Annotated in this window: 11 protein-coding genes; 3 read left to right on the forward strand and 8 right to left on the reverse strand. The window is 70.6% G+C overall.

The window, feature by feature from the left end; translation table 11 throughout:
- The first annotated feature begins 36 nt into the window (after positions 1 to 36).
- Entirely contained in the window at positions 37 to 927 is an 891-nt protein-coding gene (locus tag ACIP79_RS21805; RefSeq protein ID WP_401225738.1) for an aldo/keto reductase, read from the forward strand.
- Here ACIP79_RS21805 and ACIP79_RS21810 read toward each other — a convergent pair.
- On the reverse strand, positions 887 to 1,444 hold the full coding sequence (locus tag ACIP79_RS21810) for a DUF1697 domain-containing protein (RefSeq protein WP_401225741.1): 558 nt from the start codon (positions 1,442 to 1,444) through the stop codon (positions 887 to 889). The two genes, ACIP79_RS21805 and ACIP79_RS21810, sit on opposite strands and share 41 nt — an antisense overlap.
- 263 nt (positions 1,445 to 1,707) lie before the next feature.
- Between ACIP79_RS21810 and ACIP79_RS21815 the strand changes: the two genes are divergently transcribed.
- Positions 1,708 to 4,005, forward strand: a complete 2,298-nt coding sequence (locus ACIP79_RS21815; protein WP_401225744.1) for an MMPL family transporter — start codon at positions 1,708 to 1,710, stop codon at positions 4,003 to 4,005.
- A 190-nt stretch (positions 4,006 to 4,195) separates the two neighbouring features.
- Here the strand turns inward: ACIP79_RS21815 and mgt are convergent, their stop codons facing one another.
- The 4 genes from mgt to ACIP79_RS21835 all read right to left on the reverse strand — a co-directional run bounded on the left by mgt (position 4,196) and on the right by ACIP79_RS21835 (position 8,582).
- On the reverse strand, positions 4,196 to 5,404 hold the full coding sequence (gene mgt, locus ACIP79_RS21820; RefSeq protein WP_401225747.1) for a macrolide-inactivating glycosyltransferase: 1,209 nt from the start codon (positions 5,402 to 5,404) through the stop codon (positions 4,196 to 4,198).
- A 135-nt stretch (positions 5,405 to 5,539) separates the two neighbouring features.
- The gene (locus ACIP79_RS21825; protein WP_401225749.1) at positions 5,540 to 6,817 is read right to left on the reverse strand and encodes an ABC transporter substrate-binding protein; all 1,278 of its coding nucleotides are present in this window, start codon (positions 6,815 to 6,817) and stop codon (positions 5,540 to 5,542) included.
- Positions 6,817 to 7,650: a carbohydrate ABC transporter permease gene (locus ACIP79_RS21830; RefSeq protein WP_401225751.1), complete on the reverse strand. Its 834-nt coding sequence runs from the start codon at positions 7,648 to 7,650 to the stop codon at positions 6,817 to 6,819. Before ACIP79_RS21830 ends, ACIP79_RS21825 begins: the two co-directional genes overlap by 1 nt.
- The gene (locus ACIP79_RS21835; protein ID WP_401225754.1) at positions 7,647 to 8,582 is read right to left on the reverse strand and encodes a carbohydrate ABC transporter permease; all 936 of its coding nucleotides are present in this window, start codon (positions 8,580 to 8,582) and stop codon (positions 7,647 to 7,649) included. Before ACIP79_RS21835 ends, ACIP79_RS21830 begins: the two co-directional genes overlap by 4 nt.
- A 202-nt stretch (positions 8,583 to 8,784) precedes the next feature.
- On the opposite strand from ACIP79_RS21835, the gene ACIP79_RS21840 reads away from it, so the two are divergent.
- The gene (locus ACIP79_RS21840) at positions 8,785 to 9,648 is read left to right on the forward strand and encodes a phosphotransferase enzyme family protein (RefSeq protein ID WP_401225756.1); all 864 of its coding nucleotides are present in this window, start codon (positions 8,785 to 8,787) and stop codon (positions 9,646 to 9,648) included.
- A 104-nt stretch (positions 9,649 to 9,752) separates the two neighbouring features.
- Here the strand turns inward: ACIP79_RS21840 and ACIP79_RS21845 are convergent, their stop codons facing one another.
- From ACIP79_RS21845 to ACIP79_RS21855, 3 genes are all read right to left on the reverse strand, one after another.
- Positions 9,753 to 10,475 carry a 3'-5' exonuclease gene (locus ACIP79_RS21845; RefSeq protein WP_401225758.1) on the reverse strand — a complete coding sequence of 241 codons (723 nt, stop codon included), beginning with the start codon at positions 10,473 to 10,475 and terminating at the stop codon, positions 9,753 to 9,755.
- Positions 10,476 to 10,589: 114 nt separating this feature from the next.
- Complete coding sequence (locus ACIP79_RS21850) at positions 10,590 to 11,828, reverse strand: SAV2148 family HEPN domain-containing protein (RefSeq protein ID WP_401225761.1); 1,239 nt, start codon at positions 11,826 to 11,828, stop codon at positions 10,590 to 10,592.
- A 115-nt stretch (positions 11,829 to 11,943) separates the two neighbouring features.
- Positions 11,944 to 13,293: a copper amine oxidase gene (locus tag ACIP79_RS21855; RefSeq protein WP_401225764.1), complete on the reverse strand. Its 1,350-nt coding sequence runs from the start codon at positions 13,291 to 13,293 to the stop codon at positions 11,944 to 11,946.
- Positions 13,294 to 13,355 lie beyond the last annotated feature (62 nt).

Below are 13,355 nucleotides of genomic sequence, written 5' to 3' on the forward strand. Positions count from 1 at the left end.
CTCACCGCCCAGCGGGCCGCGTGTACTGTGCACCGAATGGGCGAGGAGAGAATCAGGATCGGCGGAGACCTGCCGGTACGGCGGCTCGGTTACGGCACCGCCCAGCTGACCGGGCCCGGTTACTGGGGGCCGCGCGGCGACCCCCGGGACGCGGTGGCCGTACTCCGGCGGGCCGTCGAACGCGGGGTCACGCTGATCGACACCGCCGACAACTACGGCCCTTCGATCGCCGAGGAACTGGTGGCGCGGGCTCTGCACCCCTACCCCGAGGGCCTGTTGATCGCCACGAAGGGCGGAGTCGTCCGTACCGGTGACCAGGCGTGGCACATCGCCGGGCGGCCCGAGCAGCTGCGGGCGATGTGCGAGGCGAGCCTGCGGCGGCTGCGGCTCGACACGATCGGCCTGTACCAGTTGCACCGGCTGGACCCGGAGGTGCCGGCGGCCGAACAGCTGGGCGCACTCGACGAACTGCGCGCGCAGGGCAAGATCCGGCACATCGGGCTGGACACCGTCACCGTCGAACAGCTCGCGTCCGCACTGGAGTCGACCGGCATCGCCGCCGTGCAAAACCGCTACAACCTGCTCGACCGCGGCTCGGAGGCGTTGCTGGAGCTGTGCGAGGCGCGGGGGATCGCCTTCCTGCCCTGGTTCCCGCTCGGCAACGGCTCCCTCACGTCCGACCCGGTGTGCGCCGAGGTCGCCGCCGCGCACGGGGCGACTCCGGGCCAGATCGCGCTGGCCTGGCTGCTGCGGCGCTCCCCGGTGCTCTGTCCGACACCGGGCACCGGCTCGCTCGCGCACCTCGATGAGAACCTCGACTCGGCGGGCGTGCGGCTCACCGACGAGGACATGTCATGCCTCGACGCGCTGGGCGGCGTACCCCAGGTCACTCCGCGGCGGGGGCGGCGGTCAGCTCCTCCAGTTTGACGACGGTGTTCCAGTTGCGGGTGGTGGCCGTGAAGCCCTTGAGGAGTCCGGGCCTGGACAGAGCCTCCGCGAGCTTGGAGCGGCCGAGGCCGTCGGGGGCGTACAGGTAGAGGACGCGGTCGCCGAGGCGGAACTCCTCCGGGAGGAAGGCCGCCTGGTCGACGGGGGCGAACCGCTCGGGGTCCACGGGGCCGGAGAAGTACGTGACGTGCAGCTGCTTGGCCTCCAGTTCGGCGGCCGGGAACGGGCAGCCCTCGCGAACGGCCCTGAGGTACGCGTGGTCGCGGACCAGGACCCCCACCGTGAAGCCGAAGTGCTTCTCGATCGCCGCCGCCAGCTCGGCGGCGAGGGACTCCTCGTCGCCCTGGCCGGCGGTGAAGACGGCGTTGCCGCTCTGGAGATACGTGCGTACGCCGTCGTACCCGAGACCCTCCAGCAGCGTGCGCAGTTCGGCCATCGGCACCTTCTTGCTGCCGCCCACGTTGATCCCGCGCAGCAGCGCCGCATACGTCGTCATCCGCCCACGATAGGTGCGGTCACGGCAGGTCCGCACTCGATGGGCGGGAAGATCGCCGACCCTGATCACGACCCCCGAGAGGCCCCGATATATGTAAGGGGCCCTCATCCTCCGCAGTGCGGAGACCTTCCGGTCCGAGGGGAGGAGTCCGGGCCCCGGCGGCTCACCGGGGAGTACGACGAGACGCTCTTATCCGGCCCATACCTTCGAAGTGCGAGGTGGCGGCAGGTGGCTGTCACCGCGGACGAGGGGGCTTGCCCGTCATGCGGAACGGAGACACGAGGGTGCGGGGGATCGCCGCCAGAGCGGGCGGCTGGAGCGCCCGCCACCGATGGGCGGCCGTCGGAATCTGGGTGCTGTTCGTCGTCCTGGCGATGGGGCTCGGCTCGGCCGCGGGTCGCGTCGACGTCAAGGACAGCGACCAGCTCAAGGGCGAGACGCACACCGCCGCGAAGATAGTCGAGGACGCCGGGATCGAGGAGCCGGCCAGTGAGAGCGTCCTGATCCAGGCGAAGGACGCCGGCACCAAGGCCACGGACGCCGGGTTCCGCAGCGCCGTCTCGGACGTCGTCGAGGCGGTCGAGGGCACCGGCGAGGCCACGGACGTGACCTCGCCGTACGACACCGGGACCATCTCGAAGGACGGTCGCAGCGTCCTGGTGCAGTTCGACATGCGCGGCGCCTCCGACACCGCGGGCGAGCGGGTCGAGCCGGTCCTGAAGGCCGTCGAGGGGGTGCAGAAGGAGCACGCGGAGCTGCGGATCGAGGAGATCGGCGGCGCCAGCATGATGAAGACCTTCGACGACGCGTTCGGCGAGGACTTCAAGCGGGCCGAGATATCGGCCGTGCCGGTGGCCTTCGGCATCCTGCTGATCGCGTTCGGCGCGCTGGTGGCGGCGCTGGTGCCGGTGGCGCTCGCGGTCACCGCGATCATCGCGACGATGGGCCTGATGGGCATCGTCAGCCATGTGATGCCGATGAGCGACACGGCCAACTCCGTGATGCTGCTGGTCGGTCTGGCCGTCGGCGTCGACTACTGCCTGTTCTACCTCCGCCGTGAGCGCGAGGAGCGCGAGGCGGGCCGCGACGCGCAGACCGCGCTGCGGATCGCCGCCGCCACCAGTGGCCGCGCGATCGTCGTCTCGGGTGTGACGGTGTGCGTGGCGATGGCGGGCATGCTCTTCACCGGGCTCGCCGAGTTCGAGGCGATGGGCCTCGCCTCGCTGATGGTCGTGGCCGTCGCCATGGTCGGTTCCGTGACGGTGCTGCCGGCCCTGCTGTCGCTGCTCGGCGAGCGGGTCGAGAAGGGCCGGGTCCCGTTCCTGCACCGCGCCAAGCGTCGCGCCAACGGCAAGGACAACGGCAAGGGCAAGGGCAAGGGCAAGGGCAAGGGCAACGGCGAGAGCCGCTTCTGGGGCGCCGTGCTGAAGGTCGTCCTCGCCAGGCCCGCGATCGCGCTGGTCATCGCCGCGGGCACGCTGCTGGCCATCTCGGCTCCCGCACTCGGCATGAAGACCCAGAACCTCACCCTGGACCAGGAGTTCGGCGACTCGCTGCCGATCGTGGGCACGTACAACCGGGTCAACGACGCCTTCCCGGGCGGTTCCGAGCCCGCCGAGGTGGTCGTCAAGGCCGACGACATCAACGCCGCCGACGTGAAGGCCGCGCTCGCCGACTTCCGTACGGAGGCGGTCGGTTCGGGTGCCTCGCTCGGCCCGGTCGACATCAAGGTGCACGACGCGCAGAACGTCGCCTTCGTCTACGTACCGCTGGTGGGCGGTTCCGACCAGGACAAGGCCGAGAAGAGCCTGACGCTGCTGCGCGACACCGTGCGTCCCGACACGCTCGGCAAGGTCGACGGGGTGCAGGCGCCGATCACCGGGCAGGTCGCCGGATCGGCCGACTTCAACGAGCAGTTGGTCGGCTCGGTGACCCCGGTCTTCGCGTTCGTGGTCGTCTTCGCCTTCCTGCTGATGCTGCTCTCGTTCCGCTCACTGACCATCGCGATCACCTCGATCGTCCTCAACCTCCTCTCGGTCGCGGCCGCCTACGGCATCCTGGTCGGCGTCTTCCAGCACGGCTGGGGCGCGTCGCTGGTGGGCGCGGAGGGCGTGGGCGCCATCATCACCTGGCTGCCGCTGTTCCTCTTCGTGATCCTCTTCGGGCTCTCGATGGACTACCACGTGTTCGTGGTCTCGCGGATCCGCGAAGCACGGCTGCGGGGCCTGTCGACGACGGACGCCATCCGGCACGGCGTGGTCACCACGGCCGGTGTCGTCACCAGCGCCGCGGTCATCATGGTCGCCGTCTTCGCGATCTTCGGAACGCTGTCCATGCAGTCCATGAAGCAGATGGGTGTGGGCCTGGCGGCGGCGGTGCTCATCGACGCGACCATCATCCGCGGCGTGCTGCTGCCGGCCGTGATGGCCCTGCTCGGCGAGCGCAACTGGTACCTGCCGAAGTGGATGAACCGCCTCCCCGACCTGACGCACGACGAGGCGGCCGAGGCCCTGGCCCCGCCCCAGCCGCCCGCCGTCGAGGGCGAGAAGGTGGGCGTGTAGAGACACCCGACCGCGGTGCACGGCCTGTAAGTGGCCGTGCGCCACGGTCACTTACCGCCGTGCGGCTGTACGGCCGGGGTGTAGCGCCGGGCCGTACGGCTCGGCTGTAGGGCTCCGCCGTACCGCTCGGCTGTACGGCTACACGTGGACGTCGGCGGGCAGTTCGGCCTCGATGAGGTCGGCTGTACGGCTACACGTGGACGCCGGCGGGCAGTTCGGCCTCGATGAGGTCGGCTGCCCGCCGCGTTCCGCCCTCCCCCGCCATTCCGTCCCGGATCTCCGCCAGCCGCCGCGCCACCTCGGGGTCGTCGGCGAGCGCGAGAACCGCCTCCCGGAGGGCCTCGGCGGTCGCCTCCTCCATCGGCAGGTGCCGGGCCACGCCCAGCGCCTGGAGCATGTCGGCGTTCCCGAACTGGTCGACGGCCTGCGGTACCGCGACCATCGGCGTCGCCGTCGCCAGCCCTTCCTGGCTGCCGCCCGCCCCGGCGTGGGTGATGAACGCGTCGGCCTGGCGCAGGATCGAGAGCTGCGGCACCCACTGGCGCACCTCCACGTTGCCGGGCACCTCGCCCAGTTCGGCGGGGTCGACGAACTTCCCGACCTGGAGCACGACATGCCAGCCGGGCATGTCCCCGAAGGCCTTGACGCACTCGCGGTAGAACCCGGGCTGCTTGGTGAAACTCGATCCCAGCGACACGAGCAGCACCCGGTCGGCGCCGACGGGCCGCCGCCACTCGCCCTGCGCCGACCGGTCGCCCTGACAGGCGCCGACGAAGGAGTAAACGGTCTCGTCCACCCGGTCGGCGTGCGGCTGGAGCACCTTGGGAATCAGGACGAGGGAGCGGGCGGGACGTCCGGCGAAGGAGTCGGGGTCCTGCGTGATCCCGTTCTCCGCGAGCCAGGCCTCGAAGCGCGCGTAGTACGCCTGTCCGCGCTCGGTGCGGCGGGGCTCCGCCCACATCGGCTCGGCGACCTCCTCCTCGTATCCGGTCCAGGCGACGAGGTTCGGTGAGAGGGAGACCGCGGGCACACCCCAGCGGTGCGCCAGGACCCGGGCGGGGTACGAGGTGATGTCGTGCAGCACGAGATCCGGCTCGTCGCCCTCGTACGCCTTCACGAGCTGCGGCAGCGCCTGGATCGCGTCCGCCAGGAAGGGTTCGACGTTGTCGAGGAGGGTGGTCCCCCAGGCGGCGGGGTCGTCGTCGGGTGACGGCAGCGTCGACGTGTAGAGGACGGGCTCGGCACCGGTGGCGGCGACCCTGTCGGCGAAGACCGGCGGGATCGCGTACGTGACCCGGTGCCCGCGGGCCACGAGCTCCCGGATCACCTCGATGCTCGGGTTCACGTGCCCGTGGGCGGCGATGGAGAACATGGCGATGTGGGCGCGTCGAGTGGTCATGCGCCGACCCTAAGCGAGACGAGACGTCTCGTGCAATTCATTAAGACGCCCGCGCCTCATCTCGGGTTCCGGCGCCTCATCTCAGTTCCGTCTCCTCATCCCTGGTGCCCGACCCTCGTCTCAGGCGATCGCACCTCACCGCTGGTAGCGGGCCAGCACCAGGTTCCCGTCCTCCACCAGCCGCTTCCTCAGCTCCTCGATGCCGATCGCCCCGCTGTAGTACTCCTGGAACGCGGGGGTGGCGACCTTGTCCTTCCACTCCGGATAGCCGCGTACCGACTGGGCGGGCGCCGAGCGCAACCCGGCCGCGAGCGCGGTGCCGGTCGCCCAGTCGTCCTTGGCGGTGTGCAGGGCGGGGTCCTTGAGGGCCGCGGTGCCGGTGGGCAGCATCCAGTCGCCGAGGGCGAGCCGGACCATGTTCTCCGGCCGGAGCAGGAAGTCGATGAACTCGACGGCCTCCTTCTTGTACGGGCTGTCCTCGGCGACGGACAGCGTCTGCGGGCTGACGCCCTGGGTGAGGCCGTCCGCGCCGGCCGGGGCCGGCAGCACCTGCCAGTCGAAGCCCTTCGGCGCCTGCTGCACGATCTGCTGACGGTAGGAGAAGCCGAGCGGGACCATCGCGTACTTGCCGCCGAAGAACCCGGGCAGGGTGTCCGAGCCGCCCATGCCGAGCGTGGCGCTCGACGCGCTGCCGTCCGTGTTCACCTCGTCGTGGACCGTCCTCGGCACCACCTCGTCCGCCGCGTCGAAACGGACCGTCACCTTGCCGTCGGCGCCCCGGTGGAACATCTGCCCGCCGGTGGAGAGGGAGAGGTTGAGCGTCGCCGAGACCGGTTCCTTGAGCGGCCAGGCGACCCCGTACCTGCCTCCGCCACTCAGCTCCTTCGCGATCGAGCGGAACTCCTGCCACGTCCACGGCTCCTGGGGCGTCGGGACGCGGACACCCGAATCCCTGAGCCACTCGGCGTTGGCGATCAGGACACGCGGCTCCTGGAGGAACGGCACACCGTAGATCCCGTCCCCGAAGGTCGCCGTCTCCCAACTGCGCTCCGGGATGTCGGACTTCAGCCGCTCGGGCAGCAGCTCGCGCAGGTCGGCGAGATACCCGCCGTACGCGAAGTCCGCGAGGTCGTCCGAGGCGTCGTGGATGACGTCCGGCGCCTCACCGCCCTCGAAGGAGGTGAGCAGTTGGTCGTGGACGCTGTCCCAACTCCCCTGCACATACTCGACCTTGACGTCCGGGTGCGTCGCGTTCCACTCCTCGACCAGCTCCTTGTTGGCGTCGACCGACTCCTCCTGCCAGGCGAGCGACTGGAAGCGGAGGGTGACCCTGCCGTCGGAGGCGCCGTCGTCCGAGGAACAGGCGGTCAGCAGCAGCCCCATGACCAGCACGAGGATCCAGCGCGTACGCATCAGCTCTTCACCGCCCCGGCGAACATGCCGCCCGTGATGCGCTTCTGGATGATCGCGAAGATGACCAGCGAGGGGAGTGTGGCGAGGAACGCCGCCGCGGCGAGCGGGCCGAGGTCGGCGACCCCCTCGGCTCCGATGAAGTGGGTGAGGATTACCGGGAGCGTCTGTTTCTCCGGGGTCTTGAGGAGTACGAGCGCGAAGAAGAACTCGTTCCACGCGCTGATGAAAGCGAACAGCGCCGTCGCCACGATGCCGGGCGCGAGCAGCGGCGCCGTGACGGACACCAGGGTGCGCACCCGGCCCGCCCCGTCGACCGCGGCGGCCTCCTCCAACTCGGGGGGCACGGCCCGTACGTAGCCGACCAGCATCCACAGCGCGAACGGCAGCGCCCACACCACGTACACCATGACCAGTCCCGGCAGTGAGTTGATCAGCCGGAGGTTCTTGAGGACCAGGAACAGCGGGATGATCACGAGCACGAACGGGAACGCCTGGCTGACCACCACCCACCCGGTGGCGGCCTTCGCGAGCCGGGTGCGGTGGCGCGCCATGACGTAGGCCATCGGGGTGGCGATCAGTACGGCGACGACCGCGGCGCAGGACGCCGCGATCAGGGAGTTGAACGCGGCCTGGAGCAGCGGCTGTTCGTCGAAGGCCTGCCGGAAGTTGGCGAGGGTGGGGTTCTCGGGGATCCAGGTGGGGTGCAGGCTCGCCAGTTCGCGCGGGGGCTTGAAGGCGGTGGAGATCAGCCAGAGGAAGGGGAAGGCGAGGAAGACGAGATAGCCGAGCAGTGCGAGGTACTGGCCCGCGCGGGCGCCCCTGCTTGTCCTCATGCGTCCGCACCTCCCCTCAGCCGGCCGACGAGGAAGAGGGCGAGGAGGACCGAGACCAGCGCGACCATCACGCAGCCCATCGCCGCCGCATAGCCGAACTGGCCGTAGTGGAAGGCCTCTTCGTAGGCGAAGAGCATCGGCAGCCGGGTCCGGCCGCCCGGACCGCCGTTGGTCAGCACGTAGACCAGGGCGAACGAGTTGAAGTTCCAGATGAGGTTGAGCGCCGTGACGGCGAGCGCGACGGGTCTCAGCGCGGGCCAGGTGACGGTGCGGAAGCGGCGCCAGGCGCCCGCGCCGTCCATCGCGGCGGCCTCGTGCAGTTCGCGCGGGGTGTTCTGCAGGCCGGCCAGCAGGGCCACCGTCGTCTGGGGCATGCCCGCCCAGACGCCGACGACGATGACGGCGGGCAGGGCGGTCGCCAGGCCGCTCAGCCAGTCACGGCCGTCCCCGAGACCGAAGTCGCGCAGCGTCTCGTTGAGGATGCCCGCGTCCGGGTTGTAGACGAGCCGCCACATCACGCCGACGACGACCTCGGGCATCGCCCACGGGATGATCGCGAGGGCGCGGGCGAGCCAGCGCAGCCGGAGTTCCTGGTTGAGCAGCAGGGCGAGTCCCAGTGCGAGGACGAACTGCGGCACGGTCACCCCCACCGCCCACAGCAGCCCGATCCGGAACGAGTCCCAGAACAGCGTGTCGTGCAGCAGGTCCTGGAAGTTGAGCACCCCGATCCACTGGGTGGACCTCGTCCGCCCGGACTGCGAGTCGGTGAACGCCAGCGTGATCCCGTACAGCAGCGGTCCGACGCTGAGCACCAGGATGGGGATCAGCGCGGGCAGCACCAGGAACCAGGCGCCGTGGTCGGCGGCGGGGCGCTCTCCGCCCGCGCCGGACGTGCGCTTCGCCGGCCGCCTCGTCGCGGTCGCCAGTGTCACCGATTCGGCTCCTTCGGGCGGCTCGTGGGGGTCTGGCCGCCCTGGCGGCCCCCGTCATCGTGCTGACGGGCCGACTCCGCGTCAAGGCAGCGCGCGACTCCTTCGTGGGCGTCCGACCTGTGCGAATGCGACACTGGCGGGCGTGAATGGCGTGATCGTGACGTCGGGTGCCGGTACCGGCGGGAACCAGGGGAGGCGCGGGATGGACGAGGCAGAGGCGCGGAACGTGCTGGCCGCGGCGGAGGTGTCGAGGGGGTCGGCGCGGGAGGCGACCCTCCTCGCCCTGGGCGAGAACGCGGTGTTCGCCGCCGGTGACCTGGTGGTCAAGGTGGGGCGCGACGCCGAACTCCTGGACCGTGCGCGGCGGGAGGTGGACATCGCGGCCTGGCTCGCCGACGCGGGCGTCCCGGCGGTGCGGGCGGCCGAGCCGAAGGCGCGGCTGGTCGACGGCCACCCGGTGACCGTGTGGCACCGGCTGCCCGATCCCGTACGCCCCGCGGAGCCCCGCGATCTGGCCGAACTGCTGCGGGTGGTGCACGCACTGCCCTCCCCCTCCTTCGCGTTGCCGCCGCGTGAACTGCTGGGCGGTGTGGAGCGCTGGCTGCGGCTGGCGGGCGACGCGGTCGACCCCGCGGACGCGGCGTATCTGCGGTCCCGCCGCGACGGCTTCGCGACGGCCGCCGCCTCTCTCGCCCCGCACCTGCCGCCGGGGCCGATCCACGGGGACGCGCTGCCACGCAACGTCCATGTCGGCCCCGACGGCCCGGTCCTGGTCGACCTGGAGACCTTCTCCGCCGATCTGCGCGAGCACGACCTGGTGGTCATGGCCCTGTCCCGCGACCGCTACGGCCTGCCGGACGGGGCCTACGACTCCTTCACCGAGGCGTACGGGTGGGACGTGCGCGAGTGGGAGGGCTGTTCCGTGCTCCGGGGAGCACGGGAGACCGCCAGTTGTGCCTGGGTCGCGCAGCACGCGCCGGTGAACCCCAAGGCGCTGGCCGAGTTCGAGCGCAGGGTGGCGTCCTTGCGGGACGGCGACGAGAGCGTGCGCTGGTACCCCTTCTAGAACCCGTGGGCCCCATCTAGAACCCGTGGGCCCCTTCTGGAACCCGTGGGCCCCTTCTGGAACGCGTGGGGGGCCTTTCTGGAATCCGTGTTCGCCGAGCGGGCTCAGACCCGCTCGTCCGCCAGGTCCCGCAGCGGCCAGGTGCCGTCGACCACCGCGTCGGCCTCGCCCTTGCGGCGCAGGAAGCTCTGGAAGTCGGTTGCCCACTCGGCGTACCACTCGATCTGCTTGCGGTGCAGCTCCGCCGGGCCGAGGGACGCGACCTTCGGGTGGCGGTCGGCTATCGCACAGGCCAGCCGGGCCGCGGCGAGCGCGTCGGAGGAGGCGTCGTGGGCGGTGTGCAGCGACACGCCGTACTCCGTGCAGACCGCTTCGAGGTTGCGCTTGCCGCGGCGGTAGCGGTCCACCGAGCGGTCGATCGTGTACGGGTCGATGACGGGCGCCGGATCCATGCCGCCCAGCCGGTCGCGCAGCGACGGCAGACCGTACCTCCGCAACTCGGCGGAGAGCAGGGTCAGGTCGAAGGCCGCGTTGTAGGCGACGACGGGCACGCCTGTCTGCCAGTAGGCGACGAGGACGCCCGCTATGGCGTCGGCCACCTCGTCGGCGGGCCTGCCCTCGGAGGCCGCCCGTTCGTTCGAGATGCCGTGCACCGCCACCGCGTCCGCCGGAATCTCGACGCCCGGATCGGCCAGCCACTCACGGCGCCCTCTGGCCTCCGCGTCCTTGACCTCGATCACGGCCCCCGTGACGATGCGCGCCTCGCGCGGATCCGTCCCGGTCGTCTCCAGGTCGAAGCCGATCAGCAGCTCCCGGTGCCAGCCCATGGGCGGCCCCCCTTCTTCGTGGTGCTTTCCCCCAGTGGTCTCCACGATCCCATGCACCACTGACAATCCGAGGGCCGCATTCCGCTTCCGTCGGCTGCCGGCATGCCCGGAGCGTCAGGACACCGGCCGTGAATCCGCCCAGGCCACCTCGAACTCCTCTCGGTATGTGGAGAAAAGCCCTTCTTCGTCGACCTCGTCCGCCTTGACCACTCGGCTCCCGCCGCGCAGCACCAGTACCGGCGCCTCCATGCCGCGCGTGCGGCGCAGATAGGACTGCACGACCGCGACGCCGTCCGAGCCGTCGCCGTCCACGAGGTAGGCGGTGAAGCGGGGCGTCTCGTCGTAGACCTGGATCTCGAAGGCGCCCGGGTCGCGCAGCCGGGACCGCACCCGGCGCATGTGCAGGATGTTCATCTCCACGGCGCGGCTCAACTCGCCGCGTTTGATGCCCAGTTCCCGCTCACGGCGCTTGACCGCGCTGGACGCGGGGTTCAGGAACAGCAGCCGCACCCGGCAGCCCGACTCGGCGAGCCGCACGAGGCGGCGGCCGGAGAAGTTCTGCACCAGCAGGTTCAGGCCGATGCCGATGGCGTCGAGCCGGCGGGCGCCGCCGAAGAGGTCCTCGGCGGGGAACTGGCGCAGCAGCCGCACCCGGTCCGAGTGCACGCCGACCACGTCCGCGTACCGGTCGCCGACCAGGTTCTCGACGGCGTCCACGGGCAGCCTGCGGGCGGAGGGCACGTCACTGCCGGCGCCGAGGATCTCCAGGAGCTTCGACGCGGCCCGCTCGGCCTGGGCGAGGACCGCCTCGGACAGGGCGCGGTTGCGGGAGACGACGTTCCGGGTGACTTCCAGCTCGTCCAGGGCGAGTTCGACGTCCCGGCGCTCGTCGAAGTACGGCTCGAAGCAGGGCCAGTGCTGCACCATTAGCTCGCGCAGCTGCGGCAGGGTCAGGAAACTGAGGACGTTGTCGTCCGCGGGGTCGAGCAAGTACCCCTTGCGGCGGCTGACCTCGCGTACGGCGACGGCCCGCTGCACCCACTCCTGGCCTGCGGGCCCGGCGGCGGCGACCACCCACTCGTCGCCGTGGACGGGTTCGTAGATGGGCCGGAGAACAGCGGCCACGACCGCGCGCAGCCGCTGTTCGACCAGATTCAGCCAGATGTAGGCACGACCGGCCCGCTGGGCGCGCGTGCGCACCTCGCTCCAGGCGTCGGCGCCCCAGTCCAGTTCCGGTCCAATGGATCCCATTTCCATCGGCCGTGCCAGGGACACCGCACCGGGTGGGACATCTGTGGAGTTCCCCTCGTGACCCTCGTCACCAGGAGGCAACTCCAGCCCTCCCGAGCCCACCCGCGCACCGCCTTCCGCTCCCCCGAGCTCTCGCGTGGAGCAAGCCCCCACTCAACGATCAAGGAAGGGTACTCCGGGAGCGGTCAGCGGTGCAGCCCGATGGACAGGTCGTTTCTCAACTACCGTTTTCCACTTGACCGTTCTGGTTGGCGAGCGCCGGCGGCGTGAGCGGATTCATAGCCGTGACATCGCGCGGGGCGATGGAGAAGCCCTGCCAGTGGACCGGCATGGGCTGCTGGTCCTCGTCACGCGCGACGTGGTGGAAGCCCACGTTGACCCAGGCGACGGGGTGGGTGAGGGTCTGTCCGTTCACCCACTTGTCGACGGACTTTCCGGCACCGGTACCGCAGTTGGCCGGGTTGTTGCTGGCGAACTGCTCGCACTTCTTGTAGTCGGTGAAGTAGATGTCGTGCTTGGTGAAGCTGCGCCCCGGGTACTTGGTGGTGGCGCCGGGGACGATCTCGTACGAGCGCGCGTGCAGGTCCTTGTTCTTCCCGATGTCGCTGACGACCCGCCACCAGCGCATGTTCTTGGCGTCGCCCGCGAGTTCCTTGGTGATCTTGGTGCGGGTGGTCTTGTTGGTCGGCCCCTCGTTGCCGTTCGCGGGCGGGGTGACCTTGGAGTCGTACTGCTCGACCTTGTTCTTGGAGGAGCCGTCCAGGCCGAACTGGAGCCGCCAGAACACGTTGTGGCTGTGACTCGTGGCGTACGACTTGGCGCCCTTGCCGATCGGCCAGCCGCGGCCGTCACCGGCGTCGTAGTCGCCGGGCGAGAGGCTGCCGGTGGCGCCGACGTTCATGTTGACGGTGCCGTCGTCCTGGAAGCGCCACTCGGTGATGTACTCGTACCAGCCGACCTGGTTGACGGTGTAGACCAACAGGTCCTTGCCCTGGGCCTGGTAGACCTTGTTCGCCGAGTCGCCCTGCATGCGGTAGGCGTGGCCGCGCGTACGGGTCGTGGTGCACAGGCCGTTGGCGGTGGGGCGCTCCGGGTCCCAGGCGTTGGGGATCTTGACGGTCTTGATCGTGCCGCCGGGGCACTCGCCGGGGGCCAGGTTCATCAGCCCCTGGCCGAAGCCGGCGCCGGTGAGGTCGTCGTACTCGGCCTTGCCGTCGTCGTAGGGCACGTGGATCTGGGCGAGCTTGGCGCTGGCGAGGACCTTGATCGGGCGGGCCTCGCCCTTGGGCTGGTAGGAGATGTTCTCCAGGACGAGCCCGGCCTCGCTCTCGTAGTGCCAGCACATGCGCCAGGTGGTGCCGGTGGAGAGTCTCTGCTCGATCCGGTAGGACAGTCCGCAGTTGGAGGGCGCCCACGCGGGAGCGGCCTGGGGTTCGGCGACCGCCGGTCCCGCGGAGGTGGCCGCGCCGACGGTCAGCGCGGCCACCGAGAGGGCCACCGCCGCCCGGCTGCGGGTACGGCTGGTTCCCAGCGGCCGGGGGCCGTTGGGCGAGGTCTTGATGGGCATGGCGAAGAGACTCCTTGCGAACGCGGAAAAGGAGGTGGGTGGGACACGTGGACCGACGGTGG

The sequence above is a fragment of the Streptomyces sp. NPDC088747 genome (genome assembly GCF_044751025.1).
Lineage (GTDB): Bacteria > Actinomycetota > Actinomycetes > Streptomycetales > Streptomycetaceae > Streptomyces.